Origin of the sequence: Microbacterium sp. HD4P20, from assembly GCF_019449275.2 — a bacterium.
Lineage (GTDB): Bacteria > Actinomycetota > Actinomycetes > Actinomycetales > Microbacteriaceae > Microbacterium.
In genome coordinates this window covers 75608-100752 of the sequence record NZ_JAHZQZ020000018.1, presented here as the reverse complement: position 1 = coordinate 100752, position 25145 = coordinate 75608, and the positions used below count along the sequence as shown (strand labels likewise).

At 69.6% G+C, this 25145-nt stretch carries 23 protein-coding genes; 8 read left to right on the top strand and 15 right to left on the bottom strand.

Translation table 11 applies throughout. The features are described 5' to 3' along the window. Nucleotides 1-163: 163 nt before the first annotated feature. The 8 genes from K0817_RS13760 to K0817_RS13725 form a co-directional block, all read right to left on the bottom strand. Complete coding sequence (locus K0817_RS13760; RefSeq protein WP_219982099.1) at nucleotides 164-3649, bottom strand: error-prone DNA polymerase; 3486 nt, start codon at nucleotides 3647-3649, stop codon at nucleotides 164-166. A gap of 114 nt (nucleotides 3650-3763) precedes the next feature. Beyond that, complete coding sequence (locus K0817_RS13755) at nucleotides 3764-5386, bottom strand: DNA polymerase Y family protein (protein ID WP_219982098.1); 1623 nt, start codon at nucleotides 5384-5386, stop codon at nucleotides 3764-3766. 1 nt (nucleotide 5387) lies between these two features. Next, nucleotides 5388-6149 carry a hypothetical protein gene (locus K0817_RS13750; protein WP_253735391.1) on the bottom strand — a complete coding sequence of 254 codons (762 nt, stop codon included), beginning with the start codon at nucleotides 6147-6149 and terminating at the stop codon, nucleotides 5388-5390. A 147-nt stretch (nucleotides 6150-6296) separates the two neighbouring features. Further along, nucleotides 6297-6716 carry a GNAT family N-acetyltransferase gene (locus K0817_RS13745; RefSeq protein ID WP_219982097.1) on the bottom strand — a complete coding sequence of 140 codons (420 nt, stop codon included), beginning with the start codon at nucleotides 6714-6716 and terminating at the stop codon, nucleotides 6297-6299. A 36-nt stretch (nucleotides 6717-6752) separates the two neighbouring features. Continuing rightward, nucleotides 6753-7250: an HNH endonuclease gene (locus K0817_RS13740; protein WP_219982096.1), complete on the bottom strand. Its 498-nt coding sequence runs from the start codon at nucleotides 7248-7250 to the stop codon at nucleotides 6753-6755. A gap of 350 nt (nucleotides 7251-7600) precedes the next feature. Continuing rightward, complete coding sequence (locus tag K0817_RS13735) at nucleotides 7601-8512, bottom strand: M23 family metallopeptidase (protein WP_219982095.1); 912 nt, start codon at nucleotides 8510-8512, stop codon at nucleotides 7601-7603. Between the two features lie 308 nt (nucleotides 8513-8820). Then, complete coding sequence (locus tag K0817_RS13730) at nucleotides 8821-9522, bottom strand: metal-dependent transcriptional regulator (protein WP_219982094.1); 702 nt, start codon at nucleotides 9520-9522, stop codon at nucleotides 8821-8823. A gap of 188 nt (nucleotides 9523-9710) precedes the next feature. Then, a complete protein-coding gene (locus K0817_RS13725; protein WP_219982093.1) occupies nucleotides 9711-10577 on the bottom strand; it encodes an endonuclease domain-containing protein in 867 nt (288 codons plus the stop codon). A 270-nt stretch (nucleotides 10578-10847) separates the two neighbouring features. On the opposite strand from K0817_RS13725, the gene serC reads away from it, so the two are divergent. Continuing rightward, nucleotides 10848-11963 (top strand): phosphoserine transaminase, encoded by a 1116-nt coding sequence (serC, locus tag K0817_RS13720; RefSeq protein WP_219982092.1) that lies wholly within the window; start codon nucleotides 10848-10850, stop codon nucleotides 11961-11963. A 47-nt stretch (nucleotides 11964-12010) separates the two neighbouring features. Here the strand turns inward: serC and K0817_RS13715 are convergent, their stop codons facing one another. After that, entirely contained in the window at nucleotides 12011-12829 is an 819-nt protein-coding gene (locus K0817_RS13715; RefSeq protein WP_219982091.1) for a DUF3027 domain-containing protein, read from the bottom strand. Further along, nucleotides 12822-13205 (bottom strand): cold-shock protein, encoded by a 384-nt coding sequence (locus tag K0817_RS13710; RefSeq protein ID WP_219982090.1) that lies wholly within the window; start codon nucleotides 13203-13205, stop codon nucleotides 12822-12824. The genes K0817_RS13715 and K0817_RS13710 overlap by 8 nt, the downstream gene beginning before the upstream one ends. 412 nt (nucleotides 13206-13617) lie before the next feature. Here K0817_RS13710 and K0817_RS13705 point away from each other — a divergent pair, with 412 nt between their 5' ends. The 6 genes from K0817_RS13705 (at nucleotide 13618) to K0817_RS13680 (ending at nucleotide 20375) form a co-directional block, all read left to right on the top strand. After that, nucleotides 13618-13884: a multidrug ABC transporter ATPase gene (locus tag K0817_RS13705; protein ID WP_219982089.1), complete on the top strand. Its 267-nt coding sequence runs from the start codon at nucleotides 13618-13620 to the stop codon at nucleotides 13882-13884. A 6-nt stretch (nucleotides 13885-13890) separates the two neighbouring features. Then, nucleotides 13891-15606: a helicase-associated domain-containing protein gene (locus K0817_RS13700; protein WP_219982088.1), complete on the top strand. Its 1716-nt coding sequence runs from the start codon at nucleotides 13891-13893 to the stop codon at nucleotides 15604-15606. 51 nt (nucleotides 15607-15657) lie between these two features. Next, nucleotides 15658-17325, top strand: coding sequence for a DNA repair helicase XPB (locus K0817_RS13695; protein WP_219982087.1), 1668 nt, complete (start codon nucleotides 15658-15660; stop codon nucleotides 17323-17325). Between the two features lie 142 nt (nucleotides 17326-17467). Next, nucleotides 17468-18160: a response regulator transcription factor gene (locus K0817_RS13690; protein ID WP_219982086.1), complete on the top strand. Its 693-nt coding sequence runs from the start codon at nucleotides 17468-17470 to the stop codon at nucleotides 18158-18160. Between the two features lie 103 nt (nucleotides 18161-18263). Beyond that, on the top strand, nucleotides 18264-19949 hold the full coding sequence (locus K0817_RS13685) for a HAMP domain-containing sensor histidine kinase (RefSeq protein ID WP_253735390.1): 1686 nt from the start codon (nucleotides 18264-18266) through the stop codon (nucleotides 19947-19949). Between the two features lie 138 nt (nucleotides 19950-20087). After that, nucleotides 20088-20375 (top strand): WXG100 family type VII secretion target, encoded by a 288-nt coding sequence (locus K0817_RS13680; RefSeq protein ID WP_219982351.1) that lies wholly within the window; start codon nucleotides 20088-20090, stop codon nucleotides 20373-20375. Nucleotides 20376-20451: 76 nt separating this feature from the next. Here the strand turns inward: K0817_RS13680 and groL are convergent, their stop codons facing one another. The 5 genes from groL to K0817_RS13655 all read right to left on the bottom strand — a co-directional run bounded on the left by groL (nucleotide 20452) and on the right by K0817_RS13655 (nucleotide 24487). Further along, complete coding sequence (gene groL, locus K0817_RS13675) at nucleotides 20452-22074, bottom strand: chaperonin GroEL (protein WP_219982085.1); 1623 nt, start codon at nucleotides 22072-22074, stop codon at nucleotides 20452-20454. Nucleotides 22075-22262: 188 nt separating this feature from the next. Beyond that, the gene (locus K0817_RS13670; protein WP_168911050.1) at nucleotides 22263-22466 is read right to left on the bottom strand and encodes a cold-shock protein; all 204 of its coding nucleotides are present in this window, start codon (nucleotides 22464-22466) and stop codon (nucleotides 22263-22265) included. 148 nt (nucleotides 22467-22614) lie between these two features. After that, nucleotides 22615-23184, bottom strand: coding sequence for a LytR C-terminal domain-containing protein (locus K0817_RS13665; RefSeq protein WP_219982084.1), 570 nt, complete (start codon nucleotides 23182-23184; stop codon nucleotides 22615-22617). Nucleotides 23185-23233: 49 nt separating this feature from the next. After that, a complete protein-coding gene (locus K0817_RS13660) occupies nucleotides 23234-23482 on the bottom strand; it encodes a DUF3263 domain-containing protein (protein ID WP_219982083.1) in 249 nt (82 codons plus the stop codon). Between the two features lie 9 nt (nucleotides 23483-23491). Beyond that, complete coding sequence (locus K0817_RS13655; protein WP_253735389.1) at nucleotides 23492-24487, bottom strand: DUF2332 domain-containing protein; 996 nt, start codon at nucleotides 24485-24487, stop codon at nucleotides 23492-23494. A gap of 214 nt (nucleotides 24488-24701) precedes the next feature. Here K0817_RS13655 and msrB point away from each other — a divergent pair, with 214 nt between their 5' ends. After that, complete coding sequence (msrB, locus tag K0817_RS13650) at nucleotides 24702-25109, top strand: peptide-methionine (R)-S-oxide reductase MsrB (RefSeq protein WP_219982082.1); 408 nt, start codon at nucleotides 24702-24704, stop codon at nucleotides 25107-25109. The last annotated feature ends 36 nt before the right edge of the window (nucleotides 25110-25145 follow it).

Here is a 25145-nt window from a genome sequence, read left to right as displayed (position 1 = left end):
GGGGAGCGGAGGCTGCGTCACCCTGCCAGAGTTTTCGAGACGGGTGCTCAGTTTCGTGGCTCGTGGGAACCTCCTGGTCGAGGTTCTGCTGAGGCGACGCTACGTCCACTCGCTTCGACACCGTAGGGGGTTGCGACGATGGCCGAGCACCGCTACGAAGCGGTCACCGGAAGTCCCGCGCCCGGTGCTGCACACCCACCCGCAGGTCCTCGAACCGGTCCGCGACGAGGTTCGTCACGCCTTCCGCCGAGCGCTCCAGCATCCCCCGCGCGATCAACGCCGGCGAGTCCCGCACGATGCGGCGGTAGCGGTTCCACACCCCCACCGAGCACACGATGTTCACCAGGCCATGCTCGTCCTCGAGATTGAGGAAGGTGACCCCGGATGCCGTGGCCGGCCGTTGCCGGTGCGTCACGAGTCCTGCGACCTCCACACGGCGGCCGGTCTCGTGGCTGCGCAGTTCGCGCGAGGTCAGGATGCCACGGGCATCCAGACCGGAACGGTAGTGCGTCATCGGGTGATCGTCGGTCGAGATGCCGGTGGCCCACAGATCGGCCGCGAGGATCTCGTAGCTGGTGGGATCGGTGAACAGCGGTGGCTGCACCGAGACGAGGGAGTCGGGCAAGAACTCGGGGCGGTCCTGAGCGGCCGAGCCGGCGAGCCAGATCGCCTCGCGGCGGGCCAGCCCGAGGCTCTCGAACGCCCCCGCCGTCGCCAGCGCCTCGACCTGCGCGCCGGTGATGCCGGTGCGCCGTACGAGGTCGCGCAGATCACGGAACGGTCCCTGCGCCTCGCGCTCGGCGACGATGCGCTGCGCCACCGCCTTGCCGATGCCCTTCACCCCGGCAAGCCCCAGCCGCACGGCGGAGCCGCCGTCGCGGCGGTGCGCCGCGGACTCGTCGGGCGCGAGGAGGTCGAACTTCCCCACGGGTGGCTGATGCCGCTCCAGGCACGAGTCCAACCCGGTGGGGCGAGTCTCGGTCGTTGAGCGAGCGGAGCGAGACGAAACGTCCTGCGGCGGCTCGGGGCGTTTCGTCTCGTCGCCGCGCTCCTCGCTCAACGACCGGGTGGTGGGTTCGAGGAGGGCCTCGACGCCGGACAGGTGCAGGTCGGGTCGGTGCACCTCGACGCCGTGCCGGCGCGCGTCCGACACGAGCGTGCCGGGCGAGTAGAAGCCCATCGGCTGGGCACGCAGCAGTCCCGCGAGGAACGCCGCCGGATAGTGCAGCTTGATCCACGAGCTGGCGTACACGAGCAGCCCGAACGACAGCGAGTGCGACTCGGCGAACCCGAAGTTCGCGAACGCCTGGATCTTCGCGTAGATCGCGTCGGCGTCCTCCCCCACGAGGTTGTTCTTCGCCATGCCGGCGTACAGCTTCTCCTTCAGCGACTCGATACGCTCGATCCCGCGCTTGGAGCCCATCGCCCGGCGCAGCAGGTCGGCGTCCTCGCCGCTGACCTCGCCGACGGCGACCGCCATCTGCATGAGCTGCTCCTGGAACACCGGGATGCCGAGGGTGCGCGCCAGCACCGGCTCGAGCTTCTCGTGGGCATACGTGACCTTCTCCAGCCCCATCTTGCGCCGCACGTACGGGTGCACCGCGCCACCCTGGATGGGTCCGGGACGGATCAGAGCGATCTCGATCACAAGGTCGTAGAAGCGTCGCGGCTGCAGCCGGGGCAAGAGCCCCATCTGTGCGCGCGACTCGACCTGGAACACCCCGATGGAATCGGCACGGCACAGCATGTCGTACACCGCCTGCTCCTCCTTCGGGATGGTCGACAGCTCCCAGTCCTCCCCCGTCGAGACGCGGATCATGTCGAAGCAGTACTGCAGGGCCGCCAGCATCCCGAGTCCCAGCAGGTCGAATTTGACCAGACCCATCCACGCGGCGTCGTCCTTGTCCCACTGGATCACCGTGCGGTTCTCCATGCGGGCGTGCTCGATCGGCACGACTTCGCCCACCGGCCGGTCGGTGAGCACCATGCCGCCGGAGTGGATGCCGAGATGCCGCGGCGCCTTGAGCAGCTCGGACGCGAACTCGATCACCTGATCGGGGATGTCGTGATCGTCGCCGGTGTCGAGCATCGCTCCCCAGCGCTCCACCTGCTTCGACCACGCGTCCTGCTGGCCCGGCGAGTGGCCGAGTGCCTTCGCCATGTCGCGCACGGCGTTCTTGGGCCGGTACTGGATCACGTTCGCCACCTGCGCCGCGCGCTCGCGCCCGTAGGTGGCATAGACCCACTGGATGATCTCTTCGCGGCGGTCCGAGTCGAAGTCGACGTCGATGTCGGGCTCTTCGTCGCGCAGGCTCGAGAGGAACCGCTCGAACGGCAGGTCGTACGCGATCGCATCGACGGCCGTGATGTCGAGCAGGTAGCAGATCGCGCTGTTGGCCGCGGACCCGCGCCCTTGGCACAGGATGCGTCGGCGTCGGGCCTCCTGCACGATGCCGTGCACGATGAGGAAATAACCCGGGAAATCCTTCATCTCGATGACCGCGAGCTCGCGTTCGATGCGGTCGCGGTCCTTGGCCGCGAGGTCGGGGTATTTGCGGGGCACCGCCTCCCACACCAGGTGCCGCAGCCACGACATCGGCGTATGCCCCTCGGGCACCTTCTGCTTCGGCAGCGCGGGCTTGGCGCGGCGCAGCGGGAAGGCCAGCTCGTCGGCCAGCGTCACCGTTCGGGCCACGGCATCCGGATACCGCACGAACCGCTCCGCCATCTCTGCGCCCGAGCGCAGATGAGCACCCGCGTGCGCCGGCAGCCAGCCGTCGAGCTCGTCGAGGCCGCGGTTGGCGCGCACCGCCGCGACGGCGGCCGCCAGCAGCTGCCGCCGGGGCACCGCGTAGTGCACGTTGTTGGTCGCCAGCAGCGGCAGCCCCCGCTCGCGGGCGAGGCCTGCCAGCACGTCGTTGTCACGCGAGTCGAGCGGATTGCCGTGGTCCATGAGCTCGACGTGCACGGCCTCACGTCCGAAGAGCGCGACCAGCCGGTCGAGCTCTCGGGCCGCGGCATCCGGTCCCTCCCCTCCCGGTGCCAGCGCACGACGCACCGCACCCTTGCGGCACCCGGTGAGCACCGCCCACTCCCCGCCCGCCTGGGCGGCGAGTTCTTCGAGGTCGTAGCGCGGCCGCCCCTTCTCGGCCCCGGCCAGCTGCGCGTGGGTGAGCGCGCCCGCGAGCCGGTGGTAGCCCTCCTCGCCGCGCGCCAGTACGAGCAGATGCGACCCCACCGGGTCGGGCTCTCCGTTCTGCGGCTGCGGCAGCTCGAGCGACAGCTCGGCACCGAACACCGTCTTCAGCTCCAGCGACTCGGCCGCCTCGGCGAAGCGCACGATCCCGTAGAAGCCGTCGTGGTCGGTGATCGCGAGCGCGTGCAGCCCCAGCCGCTCAGCCTCTTCGGCGAGCTCTTCGGGAGAGGACGCGCCGTCGAGGAACGAGAACGACGAGTGCGCGTGCAGCTCGGCGTACGGGATCACCTCGGGAGGGCGCTCGATCTTGGGCGGCACGTACGGGCCGCGCTTGTGCGACCACGCCGGACTGTCGCCGCCGTCCGCATCCGCCGGGCGCGCATCGGGCCGGCGCCGGCCGCTGAGGACGCGCTCCATCTCGGACCACGGCACGCCGGGGTTGTGGAAGCCCATCAGCGATCACCGCCGTCGTTCGTCGGCTCGGGGCGTTTCGTCTCGCTCGTTCCTCGCTCGCTCAACGACCGGGTGCCTTCGGTCGTCGAGCGAGACGAAACGCCGCGGGTCACGTCAGTCATACAGCGCCTCCGCCGTCCACGTGTCGCCCTCGCACACGAGCAGCCACGCCCCGCCCTCGGCGTCGACGACCTGGAACCGGTGGGCACGACGCGCCCGCGCGGCATCCCATCCCCTCTCGACCACCGGCCACGGCCCCGCCCACGCCTCGATCCCGCGCCGCCGCCCGCTCTCGATGAGAAAAGCGGGAACGGCCGAGACGCTGCCCCGCTCGTCGACGTCGATGATCTCGCCGCCCAGAGCACGCACGTCGACCGGCACCGGCTCGGCGAACACCGTCGCCGGCAGCGGGTCGGGCAGACTCCCCGGCCACGGGCGGCCGCGCTGCGCGGCAAGCCCGTCGGAACCCTTCACGTGCCGGTCTCCCCACGGCACGAGCACCTGCCGCTCGGCGAGCCATCGGCCTCCGCCGATCGCGGGTGTCAGCACGCCGCGATGACCGAGCATCGCCTGCACACGCGACAGCGCGTGGTGCACGCGCTCCTCCGGCCCGCCGCCGAAGAGCGCGGGGGCGTGATGGGATGCCTCGTCCACCGCCTCGGGCGAGATCCGCACGAGGGTGACCCCACTATGCAGACCCCCGCTGCGCAGTCCTCCCGCATCGGCGCCGCCGCCGACGTCTTCGGCGAGCTGCCAGCGCACCCGGTCCACGACCGCGGCCGCGTCGAACGAACCCGGATGCAGCCACACCCGCTCGCTGCGCTCGCCCCGGTCGCCGACCAGCTCGACGCGCAGCTCGGTGCACACGAGGTCGACCGCTCCGAGCCCCGCGATGAAGTCGTCGGCGGTCAGGCGCATCGCGAACGCCACCTGGTCGGCGATCTCGAGCGGCGGCTCGAACGCGACCTCGCGCTGCAGCTCGGGAGGCGGGGTGCGGGGCTCGACCGGACGCGAGTCTCGGCCCGCGGCGAGGGAGTGCACGCGGATGCCACGCTCGCCGAACCGCTCGCGCACCCGATCGGGCTCCATCGCGGCGAACGCGCCGAGCGTCTGCACGCCGAGCCTCGCGAGCAGCCCCACGAGGTCGGCCGTCTCACCCGCCGAGAACGACGAGCCATCGAGCACCGCCACCGACAACGGCGCGAGAAAGCCGGCGGCGCCCCCCGCGGGCACGGCGAACACCGGGTCCCGCGCGCTCGCACCAGCCTTCGCCGCCTGCTCGGCCGTGAACGGCCCGTCGGCGATCCCCGCCCGCACCTCGTCGAGACCGAAGGCGTGCAGCGCCTCGATCAGCACGCGTGCCGCCTCGGCCTCCCCGCCGTAGTACCGGGCAGGACCACGCACCCGCAGTGCGCAGAGCCCCGCCCGCACCAGCTGCACGCCCGGCGCCTTCTCTTCGATCAGCGACACGACCGGCGCGAAGGTGCGATGCTCGCGCGCGGCATCCGCGGGAACCACCGTCAGCCCCGTGCAGCGCGCTTGCGCATCGCGGCGACGTTGACCCCGGCGCACCCCTTCGGCGCGCGCCGCGGCGGAGCATGCGACGACGAGATTGCGCTCGACGACGGCGATCGCCCGCGACGGGTCGAGCGGCGGGGAGCCCTCGCGGGTCAGCGCCGTGACCGGCCAGTCGGGAAACCACAGCACCAGGCTGCGCACAGGAGACCTCAGCGCCATGTCAGCCCACCGCTCGGGCCTCGAGGGGATAGACCGATCGCGCCTCGACGTCGACCGGATGCACGGGCTGGACCGACCGTGCCTGTTCTGTCGCCGAGACGTGGCCCGCGGCATCCGGCAGCATCACCCGCGCGCGACGAGGCCGCGGCCAGCGCCTGCTCGAAACGGTGAGGGTCACCTCACGCCCCGCGAGATACCCGTGGCCGCGGCCCACCCCCTCCCACACCGGGTCGCCCACCTCGAGCGCCGCCTCGGCCTGCGGCCACGGCCCCTGCACGAGCAGCACGGCGCCGCGATCGCGCAGTCGCGCCGCCAGACGCGCCACCTCGCCGTCGGGCGCGCGACCCGACGGCCGCACCGCCACCACCGGCAGCACCTCGGCGACGGTCGCGGTCACCGCGAGCCAACGGGCACCAGGGTCGGGCACGAGCACGAGCCGCGACAGATCGACCCCCAGCGCCTCGGCCGCCTCGGCGCCGAGCCGCGGCATCCCCACCACCCCGCACCACGAGCCCGCCTGCGTCGGCAGCGCGAGCAGCGCCAGCAGCAGCGACGTCGAGCGCGGCAGCGAGTACGCCGCCCCCGGCTGCAGCCCACCGCCGGGAAGAAGCGCCGCGAGGGCAGGATGCACCGGCAGCACCGGGGCGTCCAGCCGGCGGCCCTGCACGCGCTCGAGCTGGGCGCGCAGCCGCGCCACGGTGCTCGGCCCCTGATCGATGGGCTCGTGCACATGCTGTGCCGTGAGCTGCATGAACGCCCCCATCTCCTCAGGCTAGAACACATGTTCTATGTGTTCAACCGCAGAGAATGAGGATAACTCGTACTTCCGACAGTTATGTTCGAGGAAACGCGGACCCGGGCTGCCCTCGACAGGCTCGCGATCGCACCGGTCCGGAGGTACCCGCGGCGCTCAGCGGAAGAGTATGAACGACCTGAGCTGATTCGGAGCGAAGTCGTGCGCTTCGACGAGCCCGCGCGACTCGTAGAACACCCGCTGAGCCTCTTCGGCGTCGGTGAGCAGAACCAGTTGGCGGATGCCGTCGGTCCGCGCCAGGATCTCGTCCAGCAGCGCGCCCCCGACGCCCCGTCGCTGATACTCAGGCGCAACGAGGATATCCTGCAGATAGGCGACCGTCAGCCCATCCGAGACGGTCCTGGCCAAGCCGACGAGCCCGCCAGACCCGCTCCGCGCAACGAGAACACAGTGCGACGCGTTCACGGCGTCGACGAGCCGCCCCGGGTCATCGGTATAGGCGGTCCACCCCACCGACCGGTACAGCTCGACCAGCTCGGTCGCCGCAGGCAGTTCGGCCGCGATCGTGAACGTCATCCACCGATCCTGTCAGCCGGGGTCGGGCGCAGCGAATCACGCGGCGAGCGCGAGGTACGGCTCCCACCGCGGGTCGGTGCGCTCGGTGCCCCGCACGGTCCACTGCGCACCGCGCGGCGGATGCGGCGTGAAGCGCAGCTCCCAGTTCATCTCCTGCGGCGTGCGATCACCCTTGGTGTTGTTGCAGCGCAGGCAGCACGCGACGAGGTTCTCCCACGAGTCGGCACCCCCGCGCGAACGCGGCAGCACGTGATCGATCGTCGAGGCGGCCTTGCCGCAGTACCCGCAGCGGTGATTGTCGCGCCGCAGAACCCCGCGCCGGGTCACCGGAACGCGACGACCACCGGGAACACGCACGTACCGCGTCAGGATGATCACCGCCGGCCGATCGTACGAACGTCTCGTCCCCCACACCGGTTCGGTCTCGGTGTGCTCGATGACGGTGGCCTTCTCATTCATCACGAGCACGAGAGCACGTTTGAACGACACGACTGCGAGCGGCTCATAGCCCGCATTCAGCACCAGAGTGCGCATTGATCATCCTCTCGAACGGCCGGGACGGCTTCCCGGTGATTCGACTTCGACGATTCGAGGCGCGCAGGGGTATGAAAAAGGCGCTGTCTAGAGACAGCGCCTGGGCGCCACGGCAGAGCCGCGGCATCCGCTCGTGCAATGCCGAAGGACGAGTCGTCCAAGCGCATCCATGGTTCGGATGCGTGGTTGGCAGTCCATCAGCTCCCCTCCGCTCTCTCAGCGTCGGATCTCAGGCTAACGCACGGCGGCGACACCGGGGCGGCAAGACCCGTGAACGGCGCGTTGCGGCGCAACGAACGGATGCCGTCACCCGGCCGGGTGACGGCATCCGTTCTCGTCTGGAATCTGTGTCAGCCGGCGTTGGACTGCAGCCACGCCCACGGGTCGACGTTCGAGCCGTTGATGTACGTCTCGAAGTGCAGGTGGTTCGCGGTGGACCGTCCGGTGCTGCCGACGAGGCCGATGATCTGGCCCGCCTCGACGGTCTGACCCGCGACGACCTGGCGGCTGCCGTACGTCATGTGGCCGTAGAGGGTGCCCACGCGCTGGCCGTTGATGACGTGGTCGATCGTGACCGCGACGCCATAACCGCCGTAGCTCTCTTGCGACACCTTCACCACGCCCGCGGCGGCGGCGAAGATCGGCGTGCCACCGGAAGCGAGCATGTCGACGCCCATGTGGGCGCCACCTCGGGTGCCGAAGCCCTCACCCAGGGTGAAGTTCGACAGCGGCCAGCGGACCGCCCCGCTGCCCGGGGCGACCATGCTGAGGTCGACCTTGACACCAGGCGACGACGACGACGATGCGACCTGAGCGGCCAGGCGTGCGCGCTCAGCCGCGGCCTCGGCTGCCTTCTTCTTCTCGATCTCTTCGGAGGTCGTCGCCGAGTAGCTCTCGCGTGAGAGCTCGGTGGCGTTCGCGTCCGACGCGGCGACGAACGTCTGCGCGTCGTCGACCGCCATCTGCTGGATGGTGCGGGCCTCGTCGGTCGGGCGGGCGGCGGCGAACGCCGGGATCGCGACAGTGGCCACCATGCCGCCGACCATGCTCAGGATCACCAGGCTGCGAAGCGGCTTGGCGACCGGATTGGGCTTCTTGGCCGCGGCAACGGCAGGGCGCACCGACGACGGTGCGGGGGTGGTCTTGGCGGGTACTGCGGGTCGGGTGGTCCGCGTAGCGGTCGTCCGGTGGCGTACGCGGCGGGTCACGCTCGTCGTATCACGCTCGGGTTCGTTCGCGTGCGACTCGATCTCTTCAGCCAAACTGGTCCTCCGGCGCCTCTGCGCCTTCGGCGCTGGCTCGTCAGCACTCGATGTCGGGGCACGATGTGCGGGCTTCACCACGTGAACGACGAGCCGGAGAGGCAATCCACGCGGGGTCCGGTCGGCGGGCTTCTCGCCTGGTGGACTTTTGAAGGCTACCCGAAGGTAACGAATATGTCACGCTCAGCGCCTGGCAGGTTGCCGGGTGGGCCCGATAACGGATGCCGCAAGCCGCTGCTCATGGGCCCACGCGCCCCGAGGCTCCGCGCAGCGCGAAGCGATGCGTGGGGAGCATCCGTCAGGGCTGTTCAGCGGGTCTCGTCGACCAGGAAGATGTGCGACGCGACCTCGACCGGAAGCTCGAGCCCCTCGTCGATGCCGTGCATCTGCACGAGCACGTAACCCTCGTTGTAGCGGTAGTCGCCGGTGGCTCCCGGGATCACGCCCGCGACTTTGAGCTGCTGCAGCAGCTCGGGGTCGACCTGCGCCGGCTCGGCGAGGCGGCGGACGGTGCCGGTGATCGGCTCGCCGGCGTCGTTGAGGCGGCGCACCAGGCCCACGACGCCCTGTTCGAAGCCGTTCGTGGGAAGGTCGCCGAGCTGGTCGAGCCCCGGGATCGGGTTGCCGTACGGCGATTCGGTGGGATGACCCAGGAGCTCGACGAGCCTGCGCTCGACCTGCTCGCTCATGACGTGCTCCCAGCGGCAGGCCTCGTCGTGCACGTACGCCCAGTCCAGCCCGATCACGTCGGACAGCAGGCGTTCGGCGAGCCGGTGCTTGCGCATGACGTCGACGGCCTTCTGCCGGCCGGCGTCGGTGAGCTCGAGCCGGCGGTCCTCCGACACGACGACGAGCCCATCGCGCTCCATGCGGCCGATGGTCTGCGACACGGTCGGCCCCGAATGGCCGAGACGCTCCGAGATGCGAGCGCGCAGCGGCACGATGTTCTCCTCTTCCAGCTCGAGGATCGTACGCAGATACATCTCGGTGGTGTCGATCAGGTCGGTCATGTCGCGGTTCCTCGATGCTCGAAGTGGGTAAGGACAGCCTATCTTCCGCGGCGACACCCCGGCCTTCTCGCCTCGGCCGCGATCCGTGGGGCTGCTGTCCCCCCTCTCCCAACAGGTCAACCGCGCCTCCACAGGACGTTCGGGCGCAGATTCGTCCTGCGGAAGCCCGGTTCTCCTGTAGAAGTGGGCTAAGCGGGGCGATTTCGACCCGCCCGCACGGGTGCGAGCGGGTCGGCCGTGTGCAGGCCCTGGGCCACGGCACGCTGAACCAGGTCCTGGACCTCGTGCCAGCGCTCCACCACCTGCACGTACGTCACGCGTATCACGTGATACCCCAGCAGCGTCAGCGCGGCATCGTGCGCGACATCCTCCGCCCGCTGCAATCCGACGTGGTGTCCGCCATCGACCTGCAGCACGAGCCGGTCTCCGATGAGGAAGTCCACTCGGTGACCGCCGATCCAGATCTGTGCCCGGATCGGAAGCCGCAGCCACTTCAAGCGCACGATGACGAATGTCTCCAACCCCGAGTCCGAGAACGGCGAGGCGTCTTCGAGCAGCCGGCGGGCGCGGGGCCGCAGGGGCAGCCTTCGCAGTTCCTCCTTGTTCACAAGGCCGCTCTTCAACGCGGATTCCCACGCCGCGAGCGCCGGTTCATAGGGTTGGCAGCTCGCCACCAGGACGAGGGTGTTGAGGATGCCGTCCTCGAGCTGCCCAGGTGCTCGCGGTGCGACCGGCGCATTCCAGTGCACTCTGGCGTCCGGCAGCACGAGCCGCGATGCGGTAGATGGCGCACCGACGTGCGGACAGGGCTCCTCCAGCACCCATAGACCGAGCCGCTTGGCCCGCGTGACACAGGTCAGCACGACGCCCGCCCGGGCCGCCGCAACGAGATTGGGGTCAGCATCCGTCGCCGCGACCCACCCCCTTCGCGGCACCATGAGCTCTCCGCTTTCGACCGCTGCCGCGATCCCGAGCCGACTGAACCCGGCGTCGACGAGCGAGGCGCTCCGCACGACGCCGCCCAGCTTCTTGACCACGTGGACCAGTTGTTGCATTCCGCAACTGTGGGGCGGTGCCGCGACCGGCGGCCGCGGCATCCGTCCATCCGTGGACAACCTGCCCCCGATCTTTCCTGTGGAGGAACCGATTCAACAGGTCAACCGCGCCTCCACAGGACGATCGGCCGTGAATTCCTCCTGTGGAAGCCCGGTTGACCTGTTGCGCCAAGGGACGGGCAGCAGAAGAAGGACGAAGGAGACGGATGCCGGGGGTCACGCCGCGTCACGCGGGAGGGGCGGGATCGGCACGCTCTCTAGAATCGATGCATGCCCCACATCGAGCTTCCGCGTGAGATCCTGCCTGCCGACGGACGATTCGGCTGCGGCCCGTCGAAGGTCATCCCGGCGCATCTCGAGGCCCTCGCCGCACGCGGCGCGGCGCTCATGGGGACCTCGCACCGGCAGGCGCCCGTCAAGAACCTCGTGGGCGACGTACGCACCGGCCTGCAGGAGCTCTTCCGCATTCCCGAGGGGTACGAGGTGATCCTCGGCAACGGCGGCTCGACGGCGTTCTGGGACGCCGCGGCGTTCGGTCTCATCCAGACGCGCAGCCAGCACCTGGTGTTCGGCGAGTTCGGAGGCAAGTTCGCCAAGGCGGCGAAGGCCCCGTGGCTCGAGGCCCCCGACGTGCGCGAAGTCGCCGCCGGCACCCGCACCGCGCCGGAGTCCGTCGCGGGCGTGGACGTCTACGCGTGGCCGCACAACGAGACCTCCACGGGCGTGGCCGCCCCGGTCGAACGCGTCCACGGCGATGACGGCGCACTGACCGTCGTCGATGCCACCAGCGCGGCCGGCGGCATCGATTTCACCGCCGCCGAGGCCGACGTCTACTACTTCGCCCCGCAGAAGAACCTCGGCTCGGACGGCGGACTGTGGTTCGCTCTCGTGTCGCCCGCGGCAATCGAGCGCATCGAGCGGATCGCGGCATCGGACCGCTACATCCCCGAGTTCCTGAGCCTCAAGCAGGCGCTCGACAACTCCCGTCTCAACCAGACCCTCAACACCCCCGCACTGGCCACGCTGTTCCTGCTGAACGAGCAGCTGACGTGGATCAACGGCAACGGGGGCCTGCGCTGGGCCGACGCCCGTACACGCGAGTCGTCGCAGGCGCTGTACGACTGGGCCGAGGCATCCGTATTCGCCACGCCCTTCGTAACCGACCCCGCCGACCGCTCGCCCGTCGTCGTGACCGTCGACTTCGACGAGACGGTGGATGCCGCGGCCGTAGCGAAGAGCCTCCGCGCCAACGGCGTCGTCGACACCGAGCCCTACCGCAAGCTGGGCCGCAACCAGCTGCGCGTCGCGACGTTCGTGTCGATCGATCCGGATGACGTGCGTCAGCTCATCCGCTGCATCGATTACACGGTCGAGCGCCTGGGCTGACCCGCGCGAGCGTTCGCGGATCCCCGCGCCGCGGGGCGCGAAGGCGCTCAGTCGTCCGAGTCGTCCTCGTCCTCTTCGGAGTCTTCGTCTGAGTCCTCGTCCTCGTCCTCGTCGTCGGAGTCTTCGTCCGAGTCGTCCGAGTCGTCGTCCTCGTCGGAGTCCTCGTCCTCGTCGTCCGAATCTTCGTCGTCCGCGTCCTCGTCGTCCGAGTCGTCGTCGGCGTAATCCTCGTCGGCGTAATCCTCGTCGGAATCGTCGGCGTCCGCGAGCTCGTCGATGTCGACCCCGTCGACGTCGCCGGCATGGAGGATGGACGAGCCGTCGTCGTCGAAGTCGACGGCATCGAGATCGTCGACGTCTTCCAGGTCGTGGTCGTCCAGGTCGTGGTCGTCCAGGTCCTCGTCGCCCTCGACATCCTCGCCTTCGGCGTGCGCCGCTTCCGCGAGTGCCGCCTGCGTGGCGTGATACTCCGCCAGGCGAACGGCCCACGGCACCCAGTCGGGCGCGAGCAATGCGCCGTCGCTGGGGAGCAGTTCCACCTCGAGCACCGTCGGCTCGGCACCTTCGACACGGGCGAGACTCACGGTCCAGAGCCAACCCGGATACCCGGGCATTCGATTGGCGAAGCGCAGCGAGACGACGCCGTCGGCTTCGAGCCGGTAGTCGGCCGGATCGCCGATGGTCCACTCCGGCGTGATCTCGTGCAGCGCTGCGAGCGCGAGGTCGCGCGACTCGAGCAGTGAGGCATCGGGCTCGGCCGACTCGCTGGGCGCGTCATCGGGCACCTCCACGACTGCTTGTGCCTCCTCGGCGGCTTCGGCAGCTGCATCCGGGGTCGCTTCGGCGTGCTCTGCCGACTCAGGCATCGAGCTCCTCGGCCACCTTGCGCAGCACCGCGGCGACCTTCTTGGCGTGTGCACCGCTCGGATACCGTCCGCGACGAAGATCGCCACCGATGCCGTCGAGCAGCTTCACGAGATCCTCGACGATGATCGCCATGTCATCGGCGGGCTTGCGTGTGCGCTTGGCGAGGCTGACCGGCGCCTCGAGCACGCGCACCGACAGCGCCTGCGGCCCGCGCTTACCGTCGGCCACGCCGAACTCGAGCCGCGCACCAGCCTTCGGCGCGGGCGCGCCGGCGGGCAGGGCGGTGGCGTGCAGGAAGACGTCCTGGCCGTCATCGGAAGCGATGAAGCCGAACCCCTTCTCCTCGTCGTAGAACCTGACCTTGCCGGTGGGCATCGAGACCTCGCTGGGTGACGGCGCCTCGCGATCGGGGCGCGGGCGGAACAGAGCATGACAAATGCGGGAACCCTGCGATCCCCACCCCTCCAGCCTACCCGCAAGCCCCTCCCCGCGACCCCGCCCTCCTCCCGCGACCCCGCCCCTCCTCCCCCGGCCATGTCCCTCCCCCGCGACCATGTCCCTTTTCCCGCGACCATGTCCCTTTTCCCGCGACCATGTGCACATGGTCGGCGATAAACCCACATGGTCGGCGAGAAGGCAACATGCTCGGCGAGAGGAGACAGAGGCGAGGCGAGAGGAGACAGAGGCGAGGCGAGAGGAGACAGAGGCGAGGCGAGAGGAGACAGAGGCGAGGCGAGAGGAGACAGGGGCGGGGACGGGCGGGGCGGGGCGCGGTAGGCTAGAGCGGATGAGCACGAAGTCTCCGGGCGAGGACATCCCGATCCGCCGCATCGACCGCATCCTGGCGTTCATGTCGCTCGGGCTTCTCGTGCTCTCCATCATCAGCTTCTTCGCGATCATGATCGGCTCGTCCGCTGGTGCGGACTTCAGCTCCGGCATCTGGCCGCTGGTCGGTGTGCTGGTGTACATCGCCCCCATCGTCGCGTTCGGGCTGCTGCTGGCCGTGCTCATCATGAGCTTCGCGCGGAGGGCTCGGGCCAACCGAGGGGGCTGAACCGAATTGGCCTCCGATGCGCGCGCTCTCGCGACCTGGCTCGCGGCTCGCGACGACGTCGTCCTGGCCGATGCGCTGACCGCGCGTGGCGTCTCGTCGTCGGTCGGCTGGCACGACTTCTTCGACGCCGCCGAGGGCCTGCTCGAACCGGGATCGATCGACCGCGCGCTCACGCGGCTATCGCGCGGCGAACTGATCGCCCTCGCGACCGGCGAATCCGCCGCTGGCGGCAACGCTGCCCGACTCGCCCTGGTCGACGACTCGGGTCGCGCGTTCTCGGCCGTGACGGCGCGCGTTGACGCTGCGGTCGCCGCGCACCCGGACGCGTTCGAGCCCGCCAGACCTGTCACATCACCGGTCGCCCCCGATGCCCACGCGGTCGCTGCGGCGGCGGAACGTGCGTTCACGACGGCGGGTGCACTCGCCGACCTGCTGCTGGCCTGCCTGCACGCGCCGCTGGCCCGTACCGGCGCGGGTCCCGTCAGTGCTGCCGATCGCCGGCGGCTTGCGGATGCCGGGGCGATCGCCGCTCCGGAAGACCTCGACGATCTGCTGACCTCAGCTGCTGCCGCCGGGCTCGCGGTCGCGCGCGCTCGCGACTGGGCGGTGACCGAGGCCGGCGAGCGGTGGCTGGCGACACCGACACGTGAGCGGTGGGCCCAGATCGCCGAGGGGTTCCGCACGGCGCTCCCGCGGGGCCTGCGGACCTCCGCCGGTGGATTCGTCGCGACCGAGGCATGGTCTTCGGCTTATCCGCTCGATCCGGACTGGCCCGCAGAATCGGCGCGGCTACGCCGGATCGGCGCCCGGTGGGGCCTTCTCGGCTCCGACGGCGAGGAATTTCCCTGGACCCACGCGCTGCGCGCGGGAGCCCCGACGGATGCCGCGGCCATGGCGTCGCATCTGCCCGCCGAGATCGATCGCGTGTATCTGCAAGCCGATCTCACCGCCATCGCGCCGGGACCGCTGGCGCCCGCGCTGGATCTGCGTCTGCGTTCCCTCGCACTGCGGGAATCCCGCGCGCAGGCCTCCACCTACCGGTTCACCGCCGAGTCCCTCGGAGCCGGCATGACCGACGGCGAGACGGCCGAGTCGATCCGCCAGTTCCTGGCGACGCTGTCGTTGACCGGCATCCCGCAGCCGCTGGACTACCTCATCGAGAGCACCGCCGCACGCCACGGCCTGGTGCGGGTGCGGACCCACGAGGCGACGGGTCGCACGCGGGTCGAGAGCGCCGACCACGCGCTGCTGGCGACCATCGCGGTCGACCAGTCGCTGCGCGCCCTCGGGCTGCTCGAAGAAGGCGACGTCCTGACCTCGCGTGTCGCAAGGGATGCCGTCTACTGGACGCTCGCCGACGCCCGGTACCCCGTCGTGGCGCTCGACCCGACGGGCGCGCCCGAGTCGGTGCACCGTCGGGCGACCGTAGCACCGATCGAACCGCGGGCGACGCCGCTGCAGACCTACGCGCGGCTCATCGCGACCCTGCGCGGCGGGCATGGCACCGAGGGCGAGACGGGCTGGCTCGAACGCGAGCTGGAACAGGCTGTTCGCGCCCGCACCGAGATCGTCGTGGTCGTGCGGATGCCGGACGGCTCGGAGCGATCACTGACGCTCGAGGCATCCGGTCTCGGCGGCGGCAGGCTGCGCGGCCGCGACCGCGCCGCCGACATCGAACGCACTCTTCCCGTCTCGAGCATCAAGAGCGTGAGATCTCCCTGATCGCCGCCCGGCAGGCGCCCGTCACCCGGCGCCCGGGTAGACTGGCCCGTTATGGCTGACGGCCCCCTCATCGTCCAGAGCGATCGCACTGTGCTGCTCGAAGTCGCGCACCCCGACGCCGAGAGCGCGCGCCATGAGCTGGCGATCTTCGCCGAACTGGAGCGCGCGCCCGAGCACATCCACACCTACCGCATCACGCGGCTGGGTCTGTGGAATGCGCGCGCCGCCGGCCATGATGCCGACGACATGCTCGCCACGCTCGAGCGATGGTCGCGCTTCCCGGTTCCGCCGTCGGTGTCGATCGACATCGCCGAGACGGTCGGCCGCTACGGGCGTCTGGTCATCGACCGCAACCGCGTCGAGGACGGCGGCGAGGGCGAGCTGATCCTGAAATCGACGGATGCCGCGGTGCTGGCCGAGGTCTCGAAGAACAAGCGCATCCAGCCCCTGCTGATCGGCCACCCGTCCCCCGACACCTTCGTCGTGGACGCCTGGGCACGCGGCCACATCAAGCAGGAGCTGCTCAAGATCGGCTGGCCGGCCGAAGACCTCGCCGGCTACACACCGGGCACACCGCATCCGATCGATCTCGCCGACGAGGGCGACGGGCGTGCCTGGACGCTGCGCCCGTACCAGCGCCAGGCCGTCGACATCTTCACCGAGGGCGGCTCGGGTGTCGTCGTGCTTCCGTGCGGTGCCGGCAAGACGCTCGTGGGGGCGGCGGCGATGGCCGAGACCAAGACCACCACGCTGATCCTCGTGACCAACACGGTGAGCGCGCGGCAGTGGCGGGACGAGCTGCTGCGGCGCACGTCGCTGACCGCCGAAGAGATCGGCGAGTACTCCGGTCAGGCCAAGGAGATCAAACCGGTCACCATCGCGACCTACCAGATCCTCACCGCCAAGCGGAAGGGCGAGTACGCCCACCTCGCGCTGCTGGACGCGCTGGACTGGGGACTGATCGTGTACGACGAGGTCCATCTGCTGCCCGCGCCGGTCTTCAAGCTGACTGCAGATCTGCAGGCCCGTCGGCGGCTCGGGCTCACTGCCACCCTCGTACGCGAGGACGGCCGGGAGGGAGACGTGTTCAGCCTGATCGGCCCCAAGCGGTTCGACGCGCCCTGGAAGGAGATCGAGGCCCAGGGCTTCATCTCTCCCGCTGTCTGCTACGAGGTCCGGGTTGACCTTCCCGCCGGAGACCGGCTGGAATACGCCGCCGCTGCCGACGACGAGCGCTATCGCCTCGCCGCGACGGCCCCCGCGAAGATCGGCGTCGTGCGGCAGCTGGTCGAGCGGCACGAGGGCGAGCGCATTCTCATCATCGGGCAGTACCTCGACCAGATCGACGTGCTGGCCGAGGCGCTGAACGCACCGAAGATCACCGGCCAGACGCCCGTGGACGAGCGCGAAGAGCTCTACCAGGCGTTCCGCGTCGGCGAGATCTCGGTGCTCGTGGTGTCGAAGGTCGCGAACTTCTCGATCGATCTGCCCGAGGCATCCGTCGCCATCCAGGTCTCGGGCTCGTTCGGCTCGCGCCAGGAGGAGGCCCAGCGACTCGGACGCCTACTGCGCCCGAAGAAGTCGGGCAACACCGCCAGCTTCTACACCCTCATCGCGCGCGACACGGTCGATCAGGACTTCGCCCAGAACCGGCAGCGCTTCCTCGCCGAACAGGGCTACGCCTACACGATCCTGGACGCGCACTCGCTGGCAGCCTGAGCGTTCTGGTGGTCGCGGGCTGCTTGGCGGTGCTCTACGTCGAGGACTTCGAGGCAGCGCCCACGCACGCGAGTCGTGCCGATTTGCCGCTCGTGCGGTCGATATCCAGCGAGCCCATTGCATACGCCGACATAATGGGCCCATGACCGCACCGCGCATCCTCGTCGTGGACGACGAACCGAACATCCGCGATCTGCTGATCACGAGCCTGCGATTCGCCGGTTTCCAGGTCCGGGCCGTCTCGAACGGAGCCCAGACGATCTCGGCTGTGCTGGAGGAAGAGCCTGACCTCATCATCCTCGACGTCATGCTCCCCGACATGAACGGGTTCAGCGTCACCAAGCGCCTCCGGGGTGCCGGCTACACGGCCCCGATCCTGTTCCTCACCGCGAAGGACGAGACCGAGGACAAGATCGCCGGCCTCAACGCCGGCGGCGACGATTACGTCACCAAACCGTTCAGCCTCGACGAGATCGTCGCCCGTATCCAGGCGATCCTCCGCCGCACCATGCAGGCGGACGAGGAGTCGGTGATCCGCGCCGGCGAGCTGACCATGGACCAGGACACCCACGACGTCCAGGTGGGCGAGGCCTCGATCGACCTCAGCCCCACCGAGTTCAAGCTGCTGCGCTACCTCATGCTCAACCCGAACCGGGTGCTGTCGAAGGCGCAGATCCTCGACCACGTGTGGGAGTACGACTTCAACGGCGACGCGGGCATCGTCGAGAGCTACATCTCGTACCTGCGACGCAAGATCGACCCGCACTCGACGGAACCACTCATCCAGACCAAGCGCGGCTTCGGCTACATGCTCAAGGCCGGCAAGACCGCCTGATCTGGCGGCGTTCGAAGGGGGCGACCTGGCGCACAAGCCTGACGCGGTCACCCGGTGGTGGCGCGGCACGAGCCTGCGCGCGAAAGTCACCGGGGTCACCGTCGTGCTCTTGGCTGTCGGGCTGTTCGCGGCCGGGATCGGTACCCTGGCGTTCCTGCGTAACACCCTCATCGAGAACGTCGACACCCAAGTCGACGCCCTGGCGCGCACGGATGTCACCAGCCCTCTCCTGGACCTCGCCTTCGACGATGGCAAGTTCACCGCGGACCCGTCGGACAACGCACCATCCACCGATTACTTCGTCGCCGTCTACGAACCGGTCGAAGGTGAGTTGACCGCTACAGCTGGAGGACGAGGCGGCCCCGAACCGGCGTTTCCCAAGGTGTATCCGCTCGATGTGGCGCAGTCGCGGGAACTGGCAGTGATCACGTTGCCATCGCAGGACGGCGAGACGCACTTCCGCGCCACGGTCACAGTGCAGGAGCTGGGCAACACCGGCTCCCTCTATTCTCAGATGGTCGCTGTCCCTTTGGCCACAGTGAACCGGACGGTCGCCTCCTACATCGGGATCTACAGCATCCTGGCGATCCTCATCCTCCTGGCCGGTGCGGTGGCCACCCGCGGTCTGGTCACCCTGACCTTCCGCAGTCTCGGCCAGGTCGAGTCGACCGCCGACGCGATCGCGTCCGGCGACCTCAGCCAGCGCATGACCGACATCGAACCCACGACCACCGAGGTCGGTCGCCTCAAGACGGCGATCAACGCGATGCTGAACCACGTGGATGCGGCGATCTCGCAGCGCGACGCGACCGTGCGGCAGATGCGCCGGTTCATCGGCGACGCGAGCCACGAGCTGCGCACGCCGCTGGTCACGGTGCGCGGCTACGCCGAGCTGTACCGGATGGGCGCCGTGCGAGGCGATGACGATGTCGCGCAGTCGATGGACCGCATCGAGAAGGAGGCGATCCGCATGGGCCTCCTCGTCGAGGACCTGCTCGCCTTGGCCCGGCTGGACGAGAAGCGCGACGTCATCCTCGGCCCGGTCGACCTTCGGCCGATCGCCAAGGATGCCGCGCTCGACGTGCGTGCGGCATCGCCCATGCGCCCGGTCGCGGTCATCGACACGACCGACGGCGCGGCGCTGCCACCACTGCCGATCGGCACCGAGGAGCCAGAGGTGAAGCGCCGCACCGGGTCGACCTCGGCCATCTCACGGGCAGGAGCCACCCTCTCGCTGCTTCGGCGCCGGCCCAAGCCGCTGCCGGCCGCGGATGCCAATGGGGTCGCCGCCGACACGCTGCCGTCGGTGCTGCCTGGACCGAAGCCCGTGCCGGAGACCGCGCCGCTGGAGCCCGTCGTGCTGGGCGATGAGAACCGCATCCGGCAGATCGTCACGAATCTGCTCGGCAACGCGCGCCGCTTCACGGCGGACGACTCGCCCATCGAACTTCGGGTGGGCATCGATCACCGCTCGCGCATGGGGTGGATCGAAGTGGTCGACCACGGCGAAGGCGTCCCCGATCAGATCAAGGAGAAGATCTTCCAGCGGTTCTGGCGGGCCGACAACTCCCGCACGCGTGAGACCGGCGGCTCGGGTCTGGGCCTGTCGATCGTCGCCTCCATCGTCGAAGCACTGCACGGCGCTGTCGACGTGTTCGACACGCCCGGCGGCGGCGCCACGTTCCGAGTGTCGTTCCCCCTCGCGGATGCACGGGATGCCGCGGAGCACGTCGACCTCCAGACGCAGCCGCTCGCTCGCCCGCGATCGGAGCCCATCTCGCCGGACTGACGGCCGTTCCTCCCCAGGCCGGCCCGCGGCACTCCCTCTCCACAGCTTCACCGGCACGCCGACCGCGCGCGCAGTGGGACTCGTAGCGTGGCACGCGAAGGAGGCGCGGCATCCGTCCCGCCCCTCGAAGGGAGCATCATGGCCGTCTTCTCCGTCGACAGCGACGCGGTCCTGGCCGGCACCGCGACCGTGCGCGGCACGATCGAGCGCCTGCAGGCCGAGTCCAACGCGATGATGGCGCAGCTGACCCAGCTGCAGTCGTCCTGGACCGGATCTGCGGCGATCGCCTTCCACGGCGTCGTCGACCAGTGGCGGGCCACCCAGCGCCAGGTCGAGGAGTCGCTCACCGGCATCAGCGCGGCACTGGCAGCTGCGGGCCGGCAGTACGCCGACACCGAGCTGTCGACGACCAGCCTGTTCCGCTGACACCGCGCAACGACGATGGGCCCCTCCCGAAGGAGGGGCCCATCGTTATGACGCTATGCGCGCGACGGCTTCTGGATCAGAAGTCCATGCCACCGGTCGGGTCGCCACCGGCCGGAGCCGACGCCTTCTCGGGCTTCTCGGCGACGACGGCCTCGGTCGTGAGGAACAGCGCGGCGATCGACGCAGCGTTCTGCAGCGCCGAGCGCGTCACCTTGGCCGGGTCGATGATGCCCTGTGCGAACAGGTCACCGTACTCGCCGGTAGCGGCGTTGAGACCGAAGCCCGGCTCGAGCTCCGCGACCTTGTTCGCGACGACACCCGGCTCGAGGCCCGCGTTCAGGGCGATCTGCTTGAGCGGCGCCTCGATCGCGACGCGAACGATGTTCGCACCGGTCGCCTCGTCGCCCGTGAGCTCGAGGCCCTCGAACGCGACCTTGCCGGCCTGGATGAGCGCGACGCCACCACCGGGGACGATGCCCTCTTCGACGGCCGCCTTCGCGTTGCGAACGGCGTCCTCGATGCGGTGCTTGCGCTCCTTGAGCTCGACCTCGGTCGCCGCGCCCGCCTTGATGACGGCCACGCCGCCGGCGAGCTTGGCGAGACGCTCCTGGAGCTTCTCACGGTCGTAGTCGCTGTCGGTGTTGTCGATCTCGCGACGGATCTGCGTGACGCGGCCCTCGATGGCAGCGGCGTCGCCGGCACCCTCGACGATCGTGGTCTCGTCCTTGGTGACGATGACCTTGCGCGCACGGCCGAGCAGGTCGAGGGTGGCGTTCTCGAGCTTGAGACCGACCTCCTCGGTGATGACCTGGCCACCCGTGAGGATCGCGATGTCCTGCAGCTGCGCCTTACGGCGGTCGCCGAAGCCCGGAGCCTTGACGGCGACGGACTTGAAGATGCCGCGGATCTTGTTCAGCACCAGGGTCGCGAGCGCTTCGCCCTCGACGTCCTCGGCGATGATGACGAGTTCCTTGCCGTCCTGGATCACCTTGTCGACGATGGGCAGAAGGTCCTTGATGTTCGAGATCTTCTGGTTCGCGATCAGGATGTAGGCGTCCTCGAAGACGGCCTCCTGGCGCTCCGGGTCCGTCACGAAGTAGGGGTTGATGTAACCCTTGTCGAAACGCATGCCCTCGGTGAGCTCGAGCTCGGTGCCGAAGGTCTGCGACTCCTCGACGGTGACGACGCCCTCCTTGCCCACCTTGTCGATGGCCTCGGCGATGAGCGCGCCGATCTCGGGGTCAGCGGCCGAGATCGAGGCGGTGGCAGCGATCTGCTCCTTGGACTCGACCTCCTTGGCGCTGGAGAGAAGCTCGGCGGTGATGGCGGCGACGGCCTTCTCGATGCCCTTCTTGAGCGAGATGGGGTCGGCACCGGCGGCGACGTTGCGCAGGCCCTCGCGCACGAGCGCCTGGGCGAGCACGGTCGCGGTGGTGGTGCCGTCACCGGCGACGTCGTCGGTCTTCTTGGCGACCTCCTTGACGAGCTCCGCGCCGATCTTCTCGTACGGGTCGTCGAGCTCGATCTCCTTGGCGATCGAGACGCCGTCGTTCGTGATCGTGGGGGCGCCCCACTTCTTCTCAAGCACGACGTTGCGACCGCGCGGGCCGAGCGTCACCTTGACGGCGTCGGCCAGGATGTTGAGGCCGCGCTCGAGGCCACGGCGGGCCTCCTCGTCGAAAGCGATGATCTTTGCCATGTGTGTGTCGTCCCTCCGGAACGTAGGCTTTGGGTATTAGCACTCAACAATCACGAGTGCTAAATCATTCTGGCACTCGCACCTACCGAGTGCAAGCTGCGCCTCGACGCCGACACACAACGAAACGTCGATGCCGCGGCATCGACGTTTCGGGTGGTGCGGGTTCTTCCCGCCGGAGAGCAGGCTCGTCAGGCGACGACCCGCACCGCCTCCGCCTGCGGGCCCTTCTGACCGCTTCCGACGGTGAACTCGACCGTCTGCCCCTCTTCCAGGACGCGGAACCCGGTCATGTCGATGTTCGAGTAGTGGACGAAGACGTCCTGGCCGTCGGCGACGGTGATGAAGCCGAATCCCTTCTCGGCGTTGAACCATTTGACGGTGCCCTGGGTCATGCGAATTCTCCTGTTGCCGGCGGTACTGGGCTTCATCGTATGCATCGCCGAACAGGCCACCGAGCGGGATCAGCACTTGTTGACACGAGAGAACGCAACTGTTTACCGGCGCGAAACACACCCCGCCGCGAGTACCGCCCCGACGGGCTCAGGGAGTGGGTCCGGGCGTCTGACCGGCGGCGGTGCGGTCCAGTCCGATGACGACCGTCAGCTGCTTCATCGCCGGGTCGACGGCAGGGTAGGCGTCGCTCTGTTCGATGTTCGCCCCGCCGACGACCTCGGCGAGCCCTGCGGCGGCCGCCTCGTCTTCGGAGTTGACGTAGAACACCGTGGTCTCGGGGAAGTCCTCCGAGCCGGCACCACTGGCCAGGACGCTGCTGTCGGCCCAGCCGGCGGTCACGATGAGGTCCTTGACCTGGGTCGCGAGCCCCTGCTCGGGCGTCGCATTGAGGACCTGCACCTGGTAGGTGGTGTCGATCACCGGGGTCACCGCGGGTTCGGGCTCGACCGTGGGCGTCGGCTCGGGAAACAGCTCGATGCGGCCCGAGGCGAGCAGGGTGCCGAAGATGCCGGCCGCGATGAGGACGATGGTGGCAAGCGCCGCCCACAGCAGCACGACCCATCCGCGCATGCGGGGGTTCTCCGCTCGATGCGCGCCGACCCTGTCCGTCTCGGGAAGATCGTCGAAGCGATCCCGGGGGAAGGTCGATCTCGGCACCCGTCGATGTTACCCGTCGAACCGGCGAGGACCGTGCGCGACGGTCCGTTCAGCGCATGTCGGCGGCGCGGCCGATGTGCGCCGCAATGCGCGCATCGCGAAGCCGTCGCAGCCGTTTGACCAGCATCGGATCGTGTTCCTGCGCCTCGGCGGTGTCGATCAGCCGTCCCAGCAGCTGGTAATACCGTGCCGGCGAGAGGCCGAGCTCAGCCCGGATCGCCTCTTCCTTGGCCCCCGCGTGACGGCGCCACTCGGACTCGAAGTCGAGGATGGCGCGATCGCGATCGGTCAGAGGCACGCTGCCACGCTAGCCCGCGGCATCCGTTCCGCTCGCGCGCCACTCCACGAACGCGCCGAGTGGATCCACCGCGGCCAGCGGCACACCGTCCCGCCCCAGTACGAAGCCGCCCCACGTCTCGGGATCGACGGGCGGTCTCCACGCCTCGTGCAAACCGGGAGGGTCGATCGAGATCCACACGGCGTGCATCGAGCCCACCGCCGACAGGAGTCGGTCGCGGCCCGCGCGCGGGATGTGGGGCAGCACGCCCGGCGTCGTGACGACCAGTGTCGCGCCAGAGGGAGCCGCCGAGGCGAGAGCCGCCAACGTGCCCGCATCGGTGGCATCACCGGCCAGCAGCAGGGGCGGGTCGGCTGCCGCGATGTCGAGAGCCGCTTCGATGCGCTCGACCCGGCCCCGCTCCCCCGGCCAGACCAGACTCGTGAGAAATCGGCGGTCGTCGGGGTCGGAAGCATCCAGCGGAGCAAGGTCGATGCCCGCCCGCCACACGACCCGCGGCATCCGCAGCGTCGGCGCCCCGATGACCTCGCACTCCAGTACGACCGACGACGGCCCGTCGTGGGGGTCCAGGCCGATGACGCGCCCCGATTCGCGCTCGCGGTAGCGGTACGAATAGCGGTCGGGATACAGGCACAGGCCCGCGCTCGCGCCGATCTCGAGCAGCGCCAATGGCCCGTCCAGCGCGGCCAGCGCCGGCAGGAGCGCGGCGCACCGTTGCGGCTCGTTGGTCTGCAGACCGCGACGGGATGCCTCGGTCACGAGCCGATCGGCATGCTCCATCACCCACGCGGCCCACGCCGGGTAACCGCGCTCCGGCGCTCCGAGCATGCGGCTCACCGCGAAGACGAGCGGCGGCTGGCGCTTGGTGGCAGGGATCCGACCGATGATCGCCGCGACCTCGGGATCGGCGGCGACTCCCGCCGCCCATTCGGCATACAGCTCGGAGCGCCCCGGCGCCTCGTCACGGGAGAACCGCGCATACCGCTCCACGACGGCCTCGTTCACGACAGTGCCTTCACGACAGTGCCCTTCACGACGGCCTCGCTCACGACAGTGCCCTCCCCGCGGCGTCGGCGGCGGCATCCGTTCCCACTCCGTCATCCTCTCTCATGGCCCCTTCGCTCGCGGAGCGCGTTCGCGGCCAACCCCCAGGCGGGACGGCGCGCGGCCGCCGCTGCTGAGGTTGAATGGAGGCACCTGTATGCACCGAGGAGGGTCCATGACGTACGCCGTCGACAAGAGCGATGAGCAGTGGCGCAGTGAACTGACGCCCGAGCAGTTCGCGGTGCTTCGTGAGGCCGGCACTGAGCGTCCGTGGACCGGTGAGCTGCTCGACGAGGAACGCGCCGGACTTTATACGTGCGCCGCGTGCGGTGCCGAGCTGTTCCGCAGCGGCACCAAATTCGACTCGCACTGCGGCTGGCCGAGCTTCTACGAGTCGATCCGTCCCGACGCCGTCGAGCTCATCGAGGACGACAGCCACGGCATGGTCCGCACCGAGGTGCGATGCGCGAACTGCGGCTCGCACCTGGGCCACGTCTTCCCAGACGGGTTCGGCACGCCCACCGGCGACCGGTACTGCATGAACTCGATCTCGCTGAACTTCGCAGCCGAGGGCGACTCGTGAGCGTCCCCCCGCCGACGCCACACGCCGTCGACCCCC